Consider the following 18,012-nt stretch of genomic DNA (forward strand, 5'->3'; position numbering starts at 1 on the left):
TTTAATTTGAGAGGAGCAACAGGAATGCTATTAATTTTACAAGCAATAATCATAGAAATATTACGAGTTGTCACTGCGGTTGGTGTGTTTTTCACCTGGATGTGGATTGCAGTCTTTTTAAAAATGAAGTAGAAAGGGGGATCAAGTGGATTGGAAATCAAATTCGTAGACGTAGAAGTTTTAATTCCGTACATAAAAAACGCCAGAAATAATGAGAAAGCTGTAGAATATGTAGCAACGAGTATTCAGAGTTATGGATTTAAGAATCCCATTCTGATTGACAGTAATCATGAAATCATAGCAGGACATACTCGGCTGTTAGCAGCTAAGAAGCTTGGACTGAAGGAAGTTCCAACAATACTGGTGGATGATCTAACGCCAGAGCAGGTCAAAGCTTTCAGAATAGCCGATAACAAAACGGCTGAGTATGCAGATTGGAATTTTGAATTGTTGGCGCAGGAACTGGAAGAGTTAAAACTGGCTGATTATGATCTTTCTCTAACTGGATTTGATATGAGTGAGTGTGAGAAGTTGCTGGATACATTGTATGAAAATACAGCTCAAGACGAAGATGATTTTAATGTAGAAGAAGCATTACCTGAACATCCGATAACTCGTAAAGGTGACATTTGGCTACTTGGGAAGCATAGGCTAATTTGCGGTGACTCGACTAATCCGCAGGATATTACAACATTGATGGAGGGTAAGAAGGCTCGGCTTATTGTGACTGATCCGCCCTACAATGTGGACTATACAGGCAAGACCAAAGATGCTTTAACAATTCAAAATGACAAAATGGACGATGGTCAATTTTATGAGTTTCTGTTGGCAGCTTATACAAGAATGTATGAAGTGGCTGATGACGGAGCAAGTATTTATGTGTTCCACGCCGATAGTGAAGGTTTGAATTTTAGGAAGGCATTTATCGAAGCTGGATTCAAACTGGCACAGTGTTGCATATGGGCTAAGCAAGCGATGGTAATGGGTAGACAAGATTATCACTGGATGCACGAACCCGTATTATATGGTTGGAAACCGACAGGTAGACACTATTGGAACAGTGATCGTAAGCAAACAACCTTATGGCAATTTGATCGTCCCTTCCGGAATGAATATCATCCCACGATGAAGCCGATTCCCTTAATTAGCTACCCAATTAAAAATTCGAGCAAGCTCGGTGATATCGTATTTGATCCATTTGGTGGTTCAGGTTCAACGTTGATTGCTTGTGAGGAAACGGATCGGATTTGCTATACGAGTGAGCTTGATCTCAAATATGTAGATGTGATTGTGAAACGGTATATTACCCACGTTGGCGACAATAGCAGTGTGTATTTGATTAGGGACGGGAAGCGGTATAGCTATCAGGAAGTTGGTGCTGAGTTGGAAAGGTAATATTGGATTACTGTAGGGATGGCTGACGAGGGCTGTCCCTATATTTATGTTGAAACGGAGTTGAGGTGAATATGGCAGCAGAAAAGAAACCAAAGAAGCCGACCAAGTATGAATTAAATGTTGAGCCACGTTTTGATGAGATTCGGCAATGGATTAAGGATGGAGTCATTGATGATGAGATTGCGATTCGATTAGAAATACATATTACCACGTTGTACGAATATGTTAAAATCCATCCTGAATTTAAAAAGTTAATGGAACGTCCATCAAAATATGAAACCCATATCGTACCAAGGTTTAACGAGATTCGAGATTGGTGTCGAGAGGGATTAACGAATGAGCAAATGGCTGAAAAACTCGGCATCCATCCTGCCACTTGGTATGAATATGCAAATAAGTACCCAACCTTCAACGAGCTTATTAATTGGAGCAAATCCGTTGCTATAGATCGTGTGGAAAGTTCACTTTTTAAATTAGCAATGGGGTATGAATATGAAGAAATCAAAACAATTGTGGAAGAAGATAAAAATGGAAAAAAGAAGACTCGAATTGAGAAGGTCAAACGGCATCAGCCCCCGAATCCGACAGCGATAAGCTTCTACTTAAAGAATCGTGCGCCGAATGAATGGAATGACCGTCGTGAGCTGATCATTGACACGAAGGCCGCTGAGTTGGAACGGAAACAGCTATTCCTTGATATGATTGAGGAAGATGTAATTGAAGCTGAATATGAAGCCATAGAGGAATCCAGCCATGCTGAGGAAGGCTTCGAAGAGTCGGATTCATAAGGTTATGTCGTTAGTAATTCGATAGATAAACGCCAGTTTCAGCCCGAATAATGCTTCCAAATAGGCCATTTAGACTGCATAAGATAAGTTATGTATTGAGTTGACTGTCTCCCCTACCAACGGTATGATGTGACACACAAGCGAAGGGTGGGGGCGAATATGGAGTATATTCAAGGGTTTGAAGCACATTTACGGAGCAAGGATCGAAGCAAGAATACAGTATCTTGCTACATACGGGACGTACTACAGTTTATGGCTTGGTATCGGGGTAAGACGGAGTATGGGTTGGACAAGTGGATTGAACTGGATGGCGTGGAATACAAAAAGGTTCTGCAAAGCACCAACCAAGCGATACTAACCATCAACCGAAAGATCGCCAGCGTCAACGTATTTGCACAGTGGATGCACCAGCAAGGCTATATAAAGGAAGAAATACATATCGAAGCTATCAGGAACAAGGATGTCCGCCAGTATAAAGGGCTTGAGGATACAGATTTGTGGAAGCTACGTAATGAAATTCATCGTACGGGCAATAGAATGCATATCTGTATGATCGAATTGTTACTGGGAACGGGTATACGGGTAAGCGAATTGGTTGGTATCAAGCTGAAGGATATTGAGATAAGTGAACGCAAAGGAATATTGAAGGTACTCGGTAAGGGGAACTCCTTTCGCACAATACCATTGAATAAGGATGTGCGAAAAGCCATTACCCGATATCTTGAAGTCAGGCCACAAGTGGAATTAGAGTATCTATGTATTGGGCAGCGTGGAGCTTTAGAACGGAATGCGGTCAACCTGATTCTGAACAAATACGGCAATCGGATCAATGTAAAGGTTACACCACATATGCTGAGACATACACTTGGCTATAAGCTGGTAAAAACGACTCCTTTGACGACCATTCAGCAAATCCTTGGACATGATCACGTAGCGACAACCAATATCTATACACTAACAACGCAGCAGGATATGGCTGAAGCCTTGGCAAATATCGAGTGGTGAGGAGCCACTCTTTTTGTCGTGGATGGAGGGGGTCTTCTATCTAGATAAACGGAGCCGCCAGCAAAGGGTACAGAAATTTTTGTAATGATTTTATAGTAAAAGTCAGAAAGGAGCTATTACAATTGAAACAATAAAGCAAGAAGAGCAACGACAAGCTGAGCTGCTTAAACAGTATATGGAGAAGCATTTTAAACCACCCAAAATAAAACAACTGATCGAAACCTTCTCCTTCTCCGAACTTCGTAAATTAATCGGTGAAATGGACATTGAGTTTTTTGCCCTATGTTATTTCCCTAAATATTTTGATCGAGAGTTCGGAAGGTTTCACAAAGAGCTATTTGAGGAATTAAAACATATGCTTGCTAATACAGGACTGATTACGGCTTTCGGACTCCCCAGGGAGCATGGGAAGTCCACGATCAGTTCTTTTTTATTCCCGCTATATGCCACGCTTTATGATCAATCGCAGTTTACACTAATCATATCGGCAACAGAGCAGATCGCTCTTCCCTTCCTTGATATGATCAAAGATGAACTTGAGACGAATACAATGCTGATTGAGGATTTTGGTATCCGTAAGGGGAATCGCTGGAATAACAATGAAATATGGCTACGGAGTAGAAGTGGACTCGATTCCTGCATTATGATTCGTGGAATAGACGGTTCTCTTCGGGGCATCCATTATAAGCATCACAGGCCAACGCTGGTTCTTATGGACGACCTGCTAAAGGAAGATACGGCACGATCAGAAGCTAAGCGAGATCAGATCAAGAATACATTCACCGATGTTATACTCCCCATCGGAACACGGGATACTAATATTTTGATCTGTGGCACAATTCTGAATGAAGAAGACCTGATGGCTGATCTGCTCAAAGGGAAGATACCTGGTGTTCGAAGTATCCGCAAATCAGCTGTCATTCAATTTTCAGATCGAGATGATTTGTGGTCTGAATGGGAACGACTATACAACAACCTTCAAGACGAGGACAGGGTCAATTCGGCTCTGTCTTTTTTTATGTCCAATAAAGATGAGATGCTTGAGGGTACGCTAATATTATGGAGCGAATATCTGGATTATTACTATTTGATGTGTAAAAAGCAAGCGATGGGTGAGAAGTCATTTTATAAGGAGTTACAAAATGATCCCCGATCTACGGATGATTACATGTTCCAAAATATCATATATTGGGATCGGCTGCCTGAGTTTGATGAGATGGAGCTTGCGATGTATATCGATCCTGCGATCAAAGCTGGTAAGAAAAACGATTTTTCAGCTATCTCGATTATTGGTCAGCATCGGAAGACAAAACAGCTATATGTGATCGACGGGAATATTTATAAGTTGCTACCAGATGATTTGTTCCAAGTGGCTGTTGAAAAGTTGAAACTTTACCCCGTGGATAAGATCGGTTTTGAAGTTAATCAGGCCCAGAGCTATATGAAGCAGAAATTTGAGGAAGAGTTATGGAAGGCGGAAATATATACGTCAGTTGAGAGTGTAAATTCCAAGGGTCAGAAACATGAACGGATTATTAGCTTAGAGCCGGAAATCAAGAAAGGGCATATCCTATTCAATGCTGCGAATATTCGATATAACAATCAGGTGATGGATTATAACCGAAATTGCAAATTTGATGATGCTCCAGACAGTTTATATGGGGCTATACAGCTTATTCAGTCAGTTAAGAATTTGAAATTTTATGATCTGAGTCTGCTATTTTGAACCAGTACCATTAACGCATTATTATTGGAAAAAGGTCTCTTTCTCCGACTTTTTAAGTCCTTTAAAAACCAGCTCATAGGAATGATCAATCATTTTGAATAATTCTGACTCAGAAATAGAGCCGTCCATGATAATTGTATTCCAGTGAGTTTTGTTTAAGTGGTAGCCGGGAGTAATAGACGAATACTGCTGTCTTAAGCTTTCGGCTATAATAGGATCACATTTCAAGCTGATATTTAGTTGATTGTTTCGCTCCGATAAAAGAGCAAACATTTTTGAGGCCACTTTTATTACTAAAACACCGTCACCAAAAGGGTATTCCTCAATGGCTCCTTTTTTGGATAAACAGTAACTGGCTAATGTTTTGTTGAGCATAACTTATTTCCTCCAACAAGGTTTTATAATTTCCAACTCTATGAAAAAAGGAAGTGAATGAATGCAAATAACCGAACCCATCATATTAGAATGTCTCAACGAACTGAATCAAGACGCGCTAACAAAACAGAAATACTTCGATTATTATAACGGCAATCACGCGATTCTCAAGGACTACGCGATGCAGGAAAGTCGAAGTAACCGAAAGCTTATTTTTAACTTCCCACGTAAATTCGTAGATAATGAAGTGGGCTATCTGCTCGGCAAGCCAGTAAACTATGTGTCCAAGTCAGAACAGGACACGGCTATACATAATATAGATGTACATATGAGTCATTGGGATAAGGAGCATAATCTACAGCTTCGGAAACAATCTGAAATATTCGGTGAGAGCTACGAATTGAATTATATCGACTCCGATGGCCAGTTTTCAGCTACGGTTTTGTCTCCTTTGAATGCGTATGTGTTGGAAGATGGAACGGCAGAACGAAATGTATTACTTGGCTTACATAAATTTACCCGTCGATTCGATGAGCAAGTATATTTGGACGTGTACACTGATAATGAAATTTTACATTACGAAATGATCAGCAGCGACAATTACAACAGTAAATCTCCAGAGCTAAAATATCTCGGTAAACACAATCACATCTTTGGAAGAGTTCCTCTTATCTCTTGTCCGGCAAATACGGAGAAGAAAAGCGGCTTCCAAGATGTGATTTCTTTATTTGATGCTTATAATGCCCTGAACTCAGATTTGGTCAACGAAATTGCAGACCATCGCAATGCTTATCTGGTCATTGAAAATGCCAAGTTGGAAGCAGAGGATTTGCTCAACATGAAAAAGATGGGGATCATACAAGTCCCTGCGAACGGAAAGGTAAGCTGGCTGACGAAAGAGATCAACGACTCCTTTGTGAAAAACGAACTGGACAACATCGAGCGCAAAATTTTCGACATGATGGATCAGGTCAATTTTAATGAAAATTGGGCCAGTAATACATCCTCCCTTGCTCTCCGAAATAAGCTGCTCAATCTGGAGAATCGTGTGGCGATGCGGGAGGCGTTAATGGAAAAGGCAATCAAGCAACGTCTGCGTAACTTCTTTACCTTTCTGCACATTAAAGAGGGCGTGCAATATGATTTCCGGGATATCGCTGTAAAATTCACAAGAAACTTGCCAACAGACTTGGTAGGGATGGCCGATGTGATCGTCAAATTGCAGCAAGTGGTATCTCAGGAAACGTTGCTAACACTTCTCCCTTTCGTGGAGAATCCAAAGCTGGAGTTGAATAAATTTTGTGCGGAACAGCAACGAATAATTGAAACAAATAGGCTCAATGTTACGCTTTAGAGTGCTGAGAGGCTATATATATCTAGGGTGAAAAATAGCCAAAAGTGAGGAGTCGGTATGTTTGTACCTTTTCCTCGTTTTCTCCATTTAATGCGTAACATTATTGTCCTGAGCATGACGTTAAACTGTTCAATCAAATAAAAATATGCGTGTTCGGTTCATAGAGTCGAGTGGGCTACGAAGGAGTTTAATGAAATTGAACATTAATGAAGTAAAACAATTTATCGAATCAAACAATACGGATGAGGAGTTGCAATCGTACCTTCAGGGCTTCAATCCTTATAGCGTTGAAGGTATCGATCAATTTCTTCAGACCGATAAGGAAGCAAAAAGTTGGTTCGATAGCATGGTGGATAAGCGTACCACGAAGTCGCTGGAAACATGGAAGACGAATCATCTGGAAAGTCTGCTCAATGAGGAGATCAAGAAGCGTTTCCCTGCTAAAGATGAAAAGGAAATCGAAATGGAAAAGCTTCGTGCTGAAGTTGAAAACATGAAGCTGGAGAAACAACGTGAACGATTAACGAGTCAAGCCATCAAAATAGCCAGTGAAAAGAAACTTCCACTACAATTAGTGGATTTTTTTATTGGAGCAGATGAGTTTACTACGACAGCTAATTTGACTACGTTTGAACAGTCGCTTCAATTGGCGGTACAGCAGCAAGTCGAACAACGACTCAAGGGAGATGGCTATACGCCTCCTGCTAATTCAACAGATAAAACGTTCACATTGGATGCTATTAAGGGAATGTCTCAAGACGAAATAAACAAGAATTGGGATCAAGTCAAACAAGTATTACAAAGCAAATAAAAACGAAAAGGATATGGTGAATACCTATGTCAGTACAAAATTTTATTCCTACAATTTGGAGTGCCCGTTTAAATGAAAGTTTCAAGAAGAATCTGGTTTATGGGAATATCGTGAATACCGATTACGAAGGTGAAATTAAAGGCCAAGGATCAACAGTCAAGATTAACTCAATTGGCGCAGTAACGATTGGAACCTATGATAAGGCAGCAGGAATCGGCAATCCACAGGAGTTGGATTCCTCTCAAACAAATCTGATTATCGATCAAGCGAAGTATTTTAACTTCTCCGTAAATGATATCGATGCTGCCCAAGCCAATGTGAATTTACTCGATGGTGGCATTGTTGAAGCTGCATATGGATTGGCTGATGTGGTCGATCAGTATATTGCCGGATTTTATACAGAGGTAAAAGCCGAGAATGTGATAGGAACAGCAGCTACTCCAGTGACTCCGGCAGTCAATTCCGCATATGATTACTTGGTCGATCTTGGTGTCATTCTCGATGAGAACGATGTTCCTGAGACGGATCGCTTCTTGGTCATTCCACCTTGGTATTACGGACTACTTCTGAAAGATCCACGTTTTACAAAAGATGCAGCAGTCATTCGTACCGGCTATGTTGGGGATATCGATAATATGCGTGTTTACAAATCGAATAACGTTCCGATCAGCTCCAGCACCAAATATCACATTATGGCTGGACATAAGAGTGCGATTTCCTTTGCTGGACAAGTCGATTCTGTTGAGGCATTCCGTCCAGAGAAACAATTTTCCGATGCGATTAAAGGTTTACAGGTGTTTGGGGCAAAATGTATCAAGCCGGAAGGATTGGCAGTCTTAACAGCAAGTCGCTCGTAATCAAAACACATTATTATTGAAGAAACATGTTCGGGTGTCCATTTTAGGATGCCCTCTTTTATTTTTTGGAGGTGCAATATGTGGCTATTGAATAAAGAGACAGGATTAACTTGGAAGATTGATGATCCTGAATTACTCAGACGCTTGCAAGCCAATGTACAATATGAAGAAATAAACAAGCCGGATCAACAAGAATCCGTCGAAGTTAAGGCAGATGAAATGAAGCCGAAGACAAAGACCAACGTTAAGAGGAAGCCATCATGAGTGAGCAATTGGATTTAATGAAACAGTTGCTTGGCGTTGAACTGACCGACATATCCAAGGACGATATCCTCACGCACTATTTGAACAAAGCAAGGAACAACATTCTCGGATACTGTAATATCGATGTTCTTTCGAATACTTACGATGATACGGTTGTCGATTATGCTGTATATCTTTATAAAAATAAGGATTCAGTGGGCTTAACCCAAAAGCAAGAAGGCGAACGCTCGGCAAGCTATGAACCAGGTATCCCTCAAAGCATTCGACTTGCTCTTCCCCTGCCAAGAATAAAAGTGGGGTATTGAATATGTTTTACAAAACAAAATTGGATCTATTGGATTCGCTTGATTTGACGGTGATGAAAACAATCTATGCCGATATTCAGCCATACATAAAAAGTTATTCGTTCGAGGACGGAATTACGTTGGAAATAACCCATCGCGCTTTCTGTGATAAAGAAGCCAACATGGAGAAGAACCACTATGTACGGATAGACGATTCTATTTTCATCATCTTGGATTTGAAGGAATGGAGCGATTATCTGGAATTGTATTTGTATCAGTGTAAGCCGGATTTTGCATCGGGGGCGAGTTCATGACGAGAAGCATAGAACCATTGCTCGACTTTTTTCTTCGAGAGAAAGGCGAATTTTTGCAAATCAACGGTATGCAGCAGAAAGCTCTCATTCATGATGCGGTTGATAAAATCCAGTCGGCAGATGAAAAAATAATCCGCGCAGTAGTTCCTCTACATACTGGCGATTTTATTGATTATCGAGATGAACGCTATATTATCACAAGCCAGATTGATATCAACGAATATTCGTATCGCGGCAGAATGCGGAAGTGTAACTTTCAGATCGCTTTCAACTGGAATGGCAATGTAAAATGGTTTGATGCAATTGTAGAAGGTAAGTCGTTTTCAATTGATACAGGAAGTGTAATTTCTTTGCCCGATGGCAGTATTAACATATCTTTGCAGGACAATGCCGATACAAGAGACATCGCGCTGAACCAGCGATTTTATAATACGAATCAACCGTTTAAAGTCAAGGGTATCAATCGGACTTTAAAAGGTATCATCCAGTTAAGCTGCACATTGGATAGCATGAATACAGCTTATGATGACGTGGAAAATAATATCGCGGACAGATGGAAATACGAAATTGCTCATACATATGCTTTAACCATAGACAACGGAACGGAAGCCAACGTGCTGCTTAATGATATGTTACAGTTAAATGTTACGGCTACCGACAATGGAAGCTCTATTGCGAATCCGGCGATCACGTTTTTTTCAAGCGACCCTAATGTGGTCAGCGTGGATAATGAAGGCAAAGTTATGGGGATTCAACTAGGACAAGCCATAATTACCGCAAAGCTAACCTATCATTCAAGCATTGTGGATACGATTCAAATTACTACCGTTGAGACACTCACACATAATTATTCGATTACCATTACCGGCAATGCAACCATAAAAGTGGGGCAGAGCGCTTCATACGTCAGTCATATCTATGATAATGGAACTGAAGTATTTGATCAATCGGTGCAATGGAGTTTGCGGAATCAGGATAATACGACTCCAGTCATGGGAAGCATCACAGCTAGCGCGGGAAATAGTTCCACAGTAAAAGCTGGCAGCAGTAGTAGTTACATCAATAAATACATCGTATTATCCGCCGCGTTAACGAGCGATCCTACGAATACAATTGAAAAGACAATTCAGCTTAAAAGCTTATACTAACATTCATACATATCGGTCTATCCACTCGGGTAGGCCATTTTTATTTTTCATTTAAAAGGAGCCTATTACATATGAAAAAATCTATTGATTACATACTCAGCGTGAGCCTATTAAAGCAACTGAAATCACAAAAGTTAATTACCGAAGAAGAGTTTTCTGAGATCGATTTGTTGAATAAAAAGTCATTCAAATAGCCTGTGAAATGGATGGGAAATGACTTGATGATGTCTAGAAGTAATCGTAACATGTGACAGTAAAAGAAATATAGTTGAGGGGGAGCTGTATGGCTAAAGTATTAAAAAAGGTTGTTGTCGTACCAGTAAGAACAATAGATTCAGTTGATGGGATTCCACAAATACAAAAGAAACGAGTAGCAGCTTACTGCCGTGTGAGCACGGACTCCGAGGAACAAAAGGAAAGCTACACGAATCAGGTAAACTACTATACAAGTCACATCTATAACAACGCGGAATGGGAAATGGGTGAGATCTACGCCGACGAGGGAATCACAGGAACGAATACGAAAAATCGAACACAGTTCAATCGCATGATACAGGATGCCCGAAACGGAAAGATCGATCTCATATTGGTCAAATCAATATCGCGGTTTTCACGTAATACGCTGGATTTACTAAAATATGTGCGTGAGTTGAAAGGTCTCGGTGTGGCGGTATTATTCGAACGCGAGAATATTAATACACTCGATACAACGGGTGAAGTATTGCTGACCATCTTGAGTTCTCTTGCCCAAGATGAGAGCCGAAATATTTCCGAAAACAGTCGCTGGGGGATATTGCGGGGCTTCCAAAATGGCAAAGTCTTCTGCAACACAACCCGCTTCCTGGGCTACGATAAAGACGAACATGGCGAATTGGTCATCAATGAGCAGGAAGCTGAGATTGTGCGGCGCATCTATGAAGAGTATTTGGACGGCAAAAGCTATCAGGCGATTGCGGACGGTCTTATGCGAGACCAGATTAAAACGGCTACGGGAGGCGATACATGGTGGGATTCTTCGATCACGCTGATCCTGACCAATGAGAAATATTACGGAGCCTTACTTCAGCAGAAAACCGTTACCGTGGATTTTCTGACGCACAAGCGGATTAAAAATCGGGGACAGGAACAGCAATACTTGATCGAGGATAACCATGAGCCGATTGTGTCGAAGGAAATGTTCGATTCGGTACAGAAGGAAAAAGATCGACGTGCAAGGCTGAAAGGAAATGTTATAGGGGATCGCAAAAAATACTCCAGCAAATATCCGCTCAGCAGTAAAGTATTCTGCGGATGCTGCGGAGCCAATTTCAAACGCCGAACCTGGAACAGCAATAATCCATCCAAAAAGGTAGTATGGCAATGCCGAACGTATGTGAATGAAGGAAAAGAAGTATGCGATGCCAAGTCGGTTGATGAGCAAGGTTTGCAGAATGCGTTTGTCCGAGTATTCAATCGAATGTATGAGAATAAGGAAGCATTTATCCAAACGTTGAAAGCGAACATTGAATCGGTACTTACTAAAAGGGCAGGGCAAGAACCATTATTGGAAATCGCGCGACATATAGAACAGTTTAAATCGGACTTGAAGGGACTGGTGAATCTCAAGTTAAGAAATCAGATTGATGAGGCCGTATACAATGAAGAAAACGTGAGAATCTCAGGTGAACTGAACGAACTTCGGCAACAGAAAATCCTGCTGGAGAAGGATAACGACCGAAAGACACAAATCAAGGATCGTGTAGATGAAATGATTCAGGTATTAAGTTTACGGCAAGATGTACTGATACAATTTGATGATAACCTATTCAATGCGTTGGTGGAGAAGATAACCATTCTCTCACCAGCGCATTTTATTTTTACCATGAAGAGCGGCTTGAACATAGACGAAATCTTGGACTAACGAAACATAGGCTAACGAACATTTGCGGGTTGCATGACGGGAAGGATTAAGCGAATCCCGTCTTTGACTCCTTCGATATAGATCGACTGCTTGTGCTGGCTTTGCTGATATCCCATCACTTCTTCCCATTCCGATAACAAATGCTGAATTTCATCACTTTGGCGACTTTTGAATTGATTCATTTGCGTGAATAGATTCTTGACCTCTGTTGAATATGAGGCTTGTTGCTCACTGGAAAGTTCTAATTGATAAAATCGCTGGCGTAACGCTTCCTGAAGCCAATCCGGCCAATCTGACATATTGTACTCCCCCTCCTGTGGTTGGAATGTGTGCATGTTAACTCTGATGGGGAGGGATGGCAAGTTATTGTTTTTATGTAGTGAGCTGTTAAATTATCTTTAAAAATATATTATTCATTAAGAAATTTGGGTTTATATGTAAGTATAAATATGGAAAATATCCTATTTAAGTAATAAGGATAACAAAAAACAGGTCAATCATGGTGGTATCTGACCATAATCGACCTGTTCGATGTAACGGAACAGCGTTATTTAGGTTATGAAATTAAAGCATTTGATGTGCGTACAAGCAAAATGACGAAATCTCTACACGGGTATTACGTGGGCTATATGTGTTATTGGTTGAATGATGGGTTCATTCGGTACTGGGTGGGTCTTTCATCGACCGCCACCACATAGGCAACAAGTAGCGGCTAACTAATATTTTATTTCGTCAAATCTAAACAATGCTACTGGCTAGTTTTTTCTTTAATATACTTATCAAATACTTTTCTTGAATAGATCCCATCATTTGGAATAAATCCAAATGTTTCATAAGCCCATACAATTTCTCTCTTTAGCTGACCACCATCATCTTCATTCATAATATCATAAAGAAAATCAATGTTAAACTTTCCGTCACTGCTTAGCATCAAACTTACTTGCTCCCATAATTGTTGATCGTTTTGCTGAAAACAATTATACAAATTTAGGAGCAATTCATCTAATTCAGAGAGTAATTCATCATAAATTTGCTGTGAAACACCGTATTTTGTTGGTATTTCATGAGATTTAATAAAATACGTACTACCCGATTCAACAAAGTAAAATACGGATGACCAACTCATTTTTCCCTTTTCCACTTCTCCCAGGTAATACAATTCAATCCAATCTATTGGAATCATAGAATTAATTTTGTTGGCTATTTTTTTATATAATTCAGCTAATTGATTATCCATGTTTTTACCTCTATTCTTCTATGGATTTACTATTGTTTTTGTGAATTTCTCTCCATCAATCCAGTAGTTTATCTTAAAACTGTCAGGTCTCATTGAATTCCCAGAATAGTTAGGGGTGATATCTACTTTTACACTACTGCCTTCTTTTAAAGCATTAGCCCAGTCCTTCTCCATTTTATACCATTCCCCGCCACTTCTATTAATTCCACTATTCTGAGGAACGAGATTATCAATTTCTCCTGAACCCTTAAATTGATTTCCTATCAAATGTCCACCATCATCATTAGGAAGTCTGTCAGTCCCTCCAACTGTTCTTTGTGCATATGGATTTCTTTCACCTTCTCCTAATTTTAGTTGACCTTGTGCATTAGAAATCCGACCATTGCCGTCTGTAGAATATTTATAGCCGTTACCATCAGTATATTCAACATCGGATTTCAGTACCTTCTTATTTCCTATTTTATCATATTGGTCTCCGTAATTTAATGCTGTTTTACCCGTCCCCTCAGCACTTCTCCCCGTATACTCCCCTGATTCTAACGCATTTTTTTGCCTTTGTCTTTCCGGCGAGAGATCACCCGAACCTTTGGAGGTCGGATGAAGGTCAGGACCCTGACCGTGGAAATTCCAATGTCCACCGGCTGTTGCAGGAGTAAGGGAGCCAGACCCCAGGTTCATTTTTTTAGCTATGCTTTGTAGAAAGTCTTCCAGGGATGCGGGACTGTTCGGGATGCTGATGGCATGGGTTTTTAATTTCCCATCTCCTGCTGCGAGTTCCAGAAGACCTTCCTTTTTTCCCAGTCGTCCAAGCATTGCGGATATTCCTGATTTTTCGGCTCGTTCACCGACTTGTTTACCGACTCGTTCACCGAACTTTCCTGGTTTCAGCTTCCCCGGTTTCAACTTACGGGAAAACTTCATTGGTGCTGTAAACGCTTGTCCTCCAGGAATCAACATGGTTGCGAGATCAAACTCGGCAAATGCAGCTTGTACTGCTGTCTGTCCCGCCTGGTAATTTTCTTCCGGTGTGCTGGTTAACGGATTTAACCATTTGTTCCGCTCTCTTTCCATAAGAAGCTCCATGGTGTCCTTGACATGATCTAAAGCATCGTTCTTCATTTCCCTCATGGATGTATTTCTAAAGTAGCTGACGGTATCTACTATTCCTTTAAAGGTAGCATTTCGCTCTTCAAGAGGGGCGACCTCTTTTCCATGATTCAGGATGGAGTAAGTTCTTCGCATGTTCTCATCGTTTTGTCCCGTTAAGACTATATCGCCTATATCGACGACAGAGTTCCATAGTCCCTTCGCAATAACAAGCAAGTCATGCTTCGCTCCTTGTGCATAGCTATCCTCATTCGTCAGCGTGCGTTGATCTAAGACTGCGTCGATTCCGAGTTCCGCGACTTGCTGCTCAAAGTTCGAAAGGAGCGGCTCCGGATAGGACTGATGCACCGAGGCTTGAAGCAAAATTTCCGAGCTAAGGTTGTTCACTCCTTCTTCAAGGTCCAGTGTATCGGTCATCGTATGGAGGTGCAGACCATCTGTCCCCTTGAGCAGGATGCTTCCGGCAGAGAGACTAAGGCTGCCTGTCGCTTGAATCCACATATTCTGTGTGCTCTGAAGACTCACGCCGTAATCGGTATTCATGGATATGTACAGCGAGCCTTCCTGAGCGCTTATGTTCAGCTCGGAGTTCCCTAAGGACACTTCTTTTCCCTGCGGATTCGCGAAGGATTTGACCCCGGGATCGGCCATTTTACGATTGTGCCGTTCGGCAGGCGTTTCCGTCGCTGCTCCTTGGATCGTGTCGGATGCAGGGGGAGGGGGAGCAGCAGGTGACGAGGTTGTGCGCACCGATTGAATGACCAAGGCATCGTCTTCGTCCGCAGTGGGAAAATACAGCTTCACCTGCGCGCCTTGTTCCGGCATAAGATACCACACCTGATTGCCTTCGGCAGAGTAGGGGAACCACTGGGCATCTGTGGGGTCCTGCTGGTCGTCCATATCCAAATGCAGCCGAACCTGATTGCGGCTCACTTCCAGTATTTTGCCTTCAATCGCCGCTCCAATGATGGTCCTATTATAGGTTTTGGCAATAGTCACGCCTTCAGGCAAGGCGCATTCATACGACCAGGTCATTACGCCGCTTGTCATCGCGCCTGTCCGTTTAGTAATGACGTAGGTGAGGTTAGAGCGCTTGATTTCATCGCCCGGCTGCAAGATTTCAGGCCATTCGAAGGTGTACCCTGTATAGTCGCAGGCCGAGGTATTCGCCCTTCCGTTAGCCGCATAGTTTAAATACGATGCAATTCGCCGCCGCATTCGAAACGGCACATCTTCTAAAGCGACCTGGCGCCTTGCTTCCGGAATCCCGATCCAGATTTGAATCCGGTGAGCCGTGATATTCGGCACAAGCATAGCTCCGGCATGGGAGGCCAGACGTTTTAGAAAGATCCAGTCCGTTTCCTGATACTGCATGATGAATTGGTTCGTCGGTCGACTCCCGAACGCTTCATCCAACTTATCGGAGCCGGAATAATCGGCCAGCACATCGTCAATGATATCAACGTATTGTTGGTTCACTTGCTGAAAGGAACGGTTCTTGAGTTCGGTATCCAGCTTGAAGCTATGGGAAATGACCTGGATCGTGACTTGTAATTCCTGATGAAAATGCCCGATATCTACCCCGTACAACTGCCCCATGAACAAGGGATGCTGCTGACCGTGGGTGTCTGTATACGAGAGTTCGATTTCATCTGTACTGCTCGCCCTGGAGATTATTGCCTCTTCTTGATCGGGCTGAATGCGGCCTGTAATCCACAATCTGGCGTGTTCTCCAAGCTCCTGGGTCATTTCAACCTGATTTAGGCGCACGTCGCCGTAAGGCCAGATGAAGTTCAGATGCTGATAGGTTAAGAGAGCTGTTGGTGATACGTTCATACCTTGGACTCCTCGCTTCATAAACTAACTATTTTGTCCGTCATCCAGAATCGAGATGATGCCACCGCCTCCTGGACAAGTACATATTAATGTGGACTTGCTGAGTAAGGCGTGTTCCCCCTCGATCAGCACATTTTCTTTGCCGTGAGTCCATTTGGTCCCAAAAGCAATTTCAGGTTTACAGGGAAGAATCTGCCGTTCACATACGCCAAAGGCGTATTCCTTACTGATATGCGCTCCGGGTATGGCATCGGCAACGTTTAGGACCGGTTTCTCCTTGATGTAAATTCCATGGCTGTACATGGCATTCAGCACCCCCGGGTCTGTACCTTGACTGCATTGTAAAGTGGCTCCTCTCACCACATAGGAATATTCTTCGCCAAGCGCACCAAGCGCCAATGCTCGCAGCAGTATGGGCAGCAGCATGTAATTTCCTCCTTGGATATAGGTATAAAATCAAGAATGCTCCGACCATGTCGCGGTGTGCAGCATGGCATAGGTTAAGGGAACCCATAAGGGGGCGTCCTCCAGCTTAAATTGACAGCTCCCGATCAAAGCCTTGCCACGCCAGGAACGCACAAAGGCAATCTGGTAATAGGGAGAGGGTGAGACTAGAAAAATAGATTCATAACAGCCGATGATAGCGTCCTGAATGGGAAGGGCTTTTTCATCCACCAACTTCATATTCGGTTGAACACGACTCATTTGCTCTATCATCTGTTGTTGATAGATTTCTACCTGCGCAGGCTCCAGTTCATGCTCGCTTTGGTGAAGACCAAACAGGATTCCGTTAGGCTTGTCCTGAAAGACGTAGCTTCCCGGTTGATCTTTCGTCTGCTCAGTCCGAGGCTCTGGAATCCAAGAACTCGGCTGGGATATCGTGAGTTGATTATCGTAGAGATGAAGGGTTTGGAATTGTATTTCCTTTCCATCTGGCAGTGTCAAACAGCCTTTGGAAATTCTCTCTATCGCTTCTTCAATGGATATCATCATCCAGTCCTCATCGCTCTCAGCCGCGTCTAACTGCTCTTTCAAGGCTTGTTGATTATGCAGCTTCAAAAAAAATTCATCCCAATACTCTGTCAATGCCCAGCCTCCTTAGGAAAGTTCTACCTTTTGCAACTGAAAGCCGCTCAAGCTACGCCGAAGCAAACTTTCTGCAGCCTCCAAGCTAACAATGAAATAAGGTTCCCTCACGTTGGACAGTCGGAAAAAATGGTGCCCTCTGACTTTTTGGCTATCCAGCACAAGGTGTTTCAGGGTTTGATCGTGCGGATAAAACTCGGTATGCCCCGAAATTACGTCTATATCAGGGACATGCGGAATCCAATATAGCTCCTGACGGCTTTGTTCCCGGTTCACGATATACAACTGTTTAAAACGTGCTTGTGTATTGTACAGCTCTAAAATCCGTTTCATGGGATCGGAAAGCAGTCGTTGTGAGGCTGAAAAAGGCAGCCAGTCCGTATACTCGGCATCCGCCGCCGCATGAACATCCAAAACCTGAGCCGGGACCATGCGAACAAATGGTGTTTTTAAAAGGTCGGTATTCACAGGTTCAATGCTACGGGAAATACGGCTGTCATCGAGCAGTACATAATAATGGCGCAT

General features: G+C 42.2%; 20 protein-coding genes. 13 read left to right on the forward strand and 7 right to left on the reverse strand.

What is annotated here, in order from left to right; genetic code table 11:
* Nucleotides 1–150 precede the first annotated feature (150 nt).
* The 4 genes from PDUR_RS04320 to terL all read left to right on the forward strand — a co-directional run bounded on the left by PDUR_RS04320 (nucleotide 151) and on the right by terL (nucleotide 4,914).
* The gene (locus PDUR_RS04320; RefSeq protein ID WP_042205246.1) at nucleotides 151–1,395 is read left to right on the forward strand and encodes a DNA modification methylase; all 1,245 of its coding nucleotides are present in this window, start codon (nucleotides 151–153) and stop codon (nucleotides 1,393–1,395) included.
* 71 nt (nucleotides 1,396–1,466) lie between these two features.
* Nucleotides 1,467–2,183, forward strand: coding sequence for a helix-turn-helix domain-containing protein (locus tag PDUR_RS04325; protein ID WP_042205247.1), 717 nt, complete (start codon nucleotides 1,467–1,469; stop codon nucleotides 2,181–2,183).
* Between the two features lie 159 nt (nucleotides 2,184–2,342).
* Nucleotides 2,343–3,188 carry a tyrosine-type recombinase/integrase gene (locus PDUR_RS04330; protein WP_042205248.1) on the forward strand — a complete coding sequence of 282 codons (846 nt, stop codon included), beginning with the start codon at nucleotides 2,343–2,345 and terminating at the stop codon, nucleotides 3,186–3,188.
* A gap of 175 nt (nucleotides 3,189–3,363) precedes the next feature.
* Complete coding sequence (terL, locus tag PDUR_RS04335; protein WP_042205249.1) at nucleotides 3,364–4,914, forward strand: phage terminase large subunit; 1,551 nt, start codon at nucleotides 3,364–3,366, stop codon at nucleotides 4,912–4,914.
* Between the two features lie 21 nt (nucleotides 4,915–4,935).
* On the opposite strand, the gene PDUR_RS04340 is transcribed toward terL, so the two are convergent.
* Nucleotides 4,936–5,289: an MmcQ/YjbR family DNA-binding protein gene (locus PDUR_RS04340; protein WP_042205250.1), complete on the reverse strand. Its 354-nt coding sequence runs from the start codon at nucleotides 5,287–5,289 to the stop codon at nucleotides 4,936–4,938.
* A 61-nt stretch (nucleotides 5,290–5,350) separates the two neighbouring features.
* On the opposite strand from PDUR_RS04340, the gene PDUR_RS04345 reads away from it, so the two are divergent.
* From PDUR_RS04345 to PDUR_RS04380, 9 genes are all read left to right on the forward strand, one after another.
* The gene (locus tag PDUR_RS04345) at nucleotides 5,351–6,643 is read left to right on the forward strand and encodes a phage portal protein (RefSeq protein ID WP_042205251.1); all 1,293 of its coding nucleotides are present in this window, start codon (nucleotides 5,351–5,353) and stop codon (nucleotides 6,641–6,643) included.
* Nucleotides 6,644–6,839: 196 nt separating this feature from the next.
* Nucleotides 6,840–7,454, forward strand: coding sequence for a DUF4355 domain-containing protein (locus tag PDUR_RS04350; RefSeq protein WP_042205252.1), 615 nt, complete (start codon nucleotides 6,840–6,842; stop codon nucleotides 7,452–7,454).
* 26 nt (nucleotides 7,455–7,480) lie between these two features.
* A complete protein-coding gene (locus PDUR_RS04355) occupies nucleotides 7,481–8,311 on the forward strand; it encodes a phage major capsid protein (RefSeq protein WP_042205253.1) in 831 nt (276 codons plus the stop codon).
* Nucleotides 8,312–8,389: 78 nt separating this feature from the next.
* On the forward strand, nucleotides 8,390–8,575 hold the full coding sequence (locus tag PDUR_RS04360; RefSeq protein ID WP_042205254.1) for a hypothetical protein: 186 nt from the start codon (nucleotides 8,390–8,392) through the stop codon (nucleotides 8,573–8,575).
* Nucleotides 8,572–8,880 carry a phage head-tail connector protein gene (locus tag PDUR_RS04365; RefSeq protein WP_042205255.1) on the forward strand — a complete coding sequence of 103 codons (309 nt, stop codon included), beginning with the start codon at nucleotides 8,572–8,574 and terminating at the stop codon, nucleotides 8,878–8,880. The genes PDUR_RS04360 and PDUR_RS04365 overlap by 4 nt, the downstream gene beginning before the upstream one ends.
* Nucleotides 8,881–8,882: 2 nt before the next feature.
* Nucleotides 8,883–9,173: a hypothetical protein gene (locus PDUR_RS04370; RefSeq protein WP_042205256.1), complete on the forward strand. Its 291-nt coding sequence runs from the start codon at nucleotides 8,883–8,885 to the stop codon at nucleotides 9,171–9,173.
* Nucleotides 9,170–10,321 carry an Ig-like domain-containing protein gene (locus tag PDUR_RS04375; RefSeq protein WP_042205257.1) on the forward strand — a complete coding sequence of 384 codons (1,152 nt, stop codon included), beginning with the start codon at nucleotides 9,170–9,172 and terminating at the stop codon, nucleotides 10,319–10,321. Before PDUR_RS04370 ends, PDUR_RS04375 begins: the two co-directional genes overlap by 4 nt.
* 71 nt (nucleotides 10,322–10,392) lie before the next feature.
* Nucleotides 10,393–10,515, forward strand: coding sequence for an SHOCT domain-containing protein (locus PDUR_RS30180; protein WP_330217238.1), 123 nt, complete (start codon nucleotides 10,393–10,395; stop codon nucleotides 10,513–10,515).
* 89 nt (nucleotides 10,516–10,604) lie between these two features.
* Entirely contained in the window at nucleotides 10,605–12,221 is a 1,617-nt protein-coding gene (locus PDUR_RS04380) for a recombinase family protein (RefSeq protein ID WP_042205258.1), read from the forward strand.
* 11 nt (nucleotides 12,222–12,232) lie between these two features.
* Here PDUR_RS04380 and PDUR_RS04385 read toward each other — a convergent pair whose 3' ends face one another.
* The 6 genes from PDUR_RS04385 to PDUR_RS04410 form a co-directional block, all read right to left on the reverse strand.
* The gene (locus PDUR_RS04385; RefSeq protein WP_042205259.1) at nucleotides 12,233–12,520 is read right to left on the reverse strand and encodes a hypothetical protein; all 288 of its coding nucleotides are present in this window, start codon (nucleotides 12,518–12,520) and stop codon (nucleotides 12,233–12,235) included.
* A 449-nt stretch (nucleotides 12,521–12,969) separates the two neighbouring features.
* The gene (locus PDUR_RS04390; RefSeq protein ID WP_042205260.1) at nucleotides 12,970–13,458 is read right to left on the reverse strand and encodes an immunity protein YezG family protein; all 489 of its coding nucleotides are present in this window, start codon (nucleotides 13,456–13,458) and stop codon (nucleotides 12,970–12,972) included.
* Between the two features lie 18 nt (nucleotides 13,459–13,476).
* Nucleotides 13,477–16,401 (reverse strand): DNA/RNA non-specific endonuclease, encoded by a 2,925-nt coding sequence (locus PDUR_RS04395; protein WP_052410032.1) that lies wholly within the window; start codon nucleotides 16,399–16,401, stop codon nucleotides 13,477–13,479.
* A gap of 24 nt (nucleotides 16,402–16,425) precedes the next feature.
* Nucleotides 16,426–16,827, reverse strand: a complete 402-nt coding sequence (locus PDUR_RS04400) for a DUF4280 domain-containing protein (protein WP_081949384.1) — start codon at nucleotides 16,825–16,827, stop codon at nucleotides 16,426–16,428.
* A gap of 30 nt (nucleotides 16,828–16,857) precedes the next feature.
* Nucleotides 16,858–17,487 (reverse strand): hypothetical protein, encoded by a 630-nt coding sequence (locus PDUR_RS04405; RefSeq protein WP_042205261.1) that lies wholly within the window; start codon nucleotides 17,485–17,487, stop codon nucleotides 16,858–16,860.
* Nucleotides 17,488–17,499: 12 nt separating this feature from the next.
* Nucleotides 17,500–18,012: an imm11 family protein gene (locus PDUR_RS04410; protein ID WP_042205263.1), complete on the reverse strand. Its 513-nt coding sequence runs from the start codon at nucleotides 18,010–18,012 to the stop codon at nucleotides 17,500–17,502.

Source organism: Paenibacillus durus (assembly GCF_000756615.1).
In the GTDB taxonomy this organism is placed as follows: Bacteria; Bacillota; Bacilli; order Paenibacillales; family Paenibacillaceae; genus Paenibacillus_AQ; species Paenibacillus_AQ durus.

What these genes read in the sequence shown, in the direction of transcription:
- PDUR_RS04370 (WP_042205256.1), top strand. Translation starts at nt 8,883, where the DNA reads ATGTTTTACAAAACAAAATTGGATCTATTGGATTCGCTTGATTTGACG.
- PDUR_RS04365 (WP_042205255.1), top strand. Translation starts at nt 8,572, where the DNA reads ATGAGTGAGCAATTGGATTTAATGAAACAGTTGCTTGGCGTTGAACTG.
- PDUR_RS04400 (WP_081949384.1), bottom strand. Translation starts at nt 16,827, where the DNA reads ATGCTGCTGCCCATACTGCTGCGAGCATTGGCGCTTGGTGCGCTTGGC.
- PDUR_RS04325 (WP_042205247.1), top strand. Translation starts at nt 1,467, where the DNA reads ATGGCAGCAGAAAAGAAACCAAAGAAGCCGACCAAGTATGAATTAAAT.
- PDUR_RS04345 (WP_042205251.1), top strand. Translation starts at nt 5,351, where the DNA reads ATGCAAATAACCGAACCCATCATATTAGAATGTCTCAACGAACTGAAT.
- PDUR_RS04355 (WP_042205253.1), top strand. Translation starts at nt 7,481, where the DNA reads ATGTCAGTACAAAATTTTATTCCTACAATTTGGAGTGCCCGTTTAAAT.
- PDUR_RS04375 (WP_042205257.1), top strand. Translation starts at nt 9,170, where the DNA reads ATGACGAGAAGCATAGAACCATTGCTCGACTTTTTTCTTCGAGAGAAA.
- PDUR_RS04340 (WP_042205250.1), bottom strand. Translation starts at nt 5,289, where the DNA reads ATGCTCAACAAAACATTAGCCAGTTACTGTTTATCCAAAAAAGGAGCC.
- PDUR_RS04395 (WP_052410032.1), bottom strand. Translation starts at nt 16,401, where the DNA reads ATGAACGTATCACCAACAGCTCTCTTAACCTATCAGCATCTGAACTTC.
- PDUR_RS04330 (WP_042205248.1), top strand. Translation starts at nt 2,343, where the DNA reads ATGGAGTATATTCAAGGGTTTGAAGCACATTTACGGAGCAAGGATCGA.
- PDUR_RS04390 (WP_042205260.1), bottom strand. Translation starts at nt 13,458, where the DNA reads ATGGATAATCAATTAGCTGAATTATATAAAAAAATAGCCAACAAAATT.
- PDUR_RS04385 (WP_042205259.1), bottom strand. Translation starts at nt 12,520, where the DNA reads ATGTCAGATTGGCCGGATTGGCTTCAGGAAGCGTTACGCCAGCGATTT.
- PDUR_RS04410 (WP_042205263.1), bottom strand. Translation starts at nt 18,012, where the DNA reads ATGCGCCATTATTATGTACTGCTCGATGACAGCCGTATTTCCCGTAGC.
- PDUR_RS30180 (WP_330217238.1), top strand. Translation starts at nt 10,393, where the DNA reads ATGAAAAAATCTATTGATTACATACTCAGCGTGAGCCTATTAAAGCAA.
- PDUR_RS04360 (WP_042205254.1), top strand. Translation starts at nt 8,390, where the DNA reads ATGTGGCTATTGAATAAAGAGACAGGATTAACTTGGAAGATTGATGAT.
- PDUR_RS04380 (WP_042205258.1), top strand. Translation starts at nt 10,605, where the DNA reads ATGGCTAAAGTATTAAAAAAGGTTGTTGTCGTACCAGTAAGAACAATA.
- terL (WP_042205249.1), top strand. Translation starts at nt 3,364, where the DNA reads ATGGAGAAGCATTTTAAACCACCCAAAATAAAACAACTGATCGAAACC.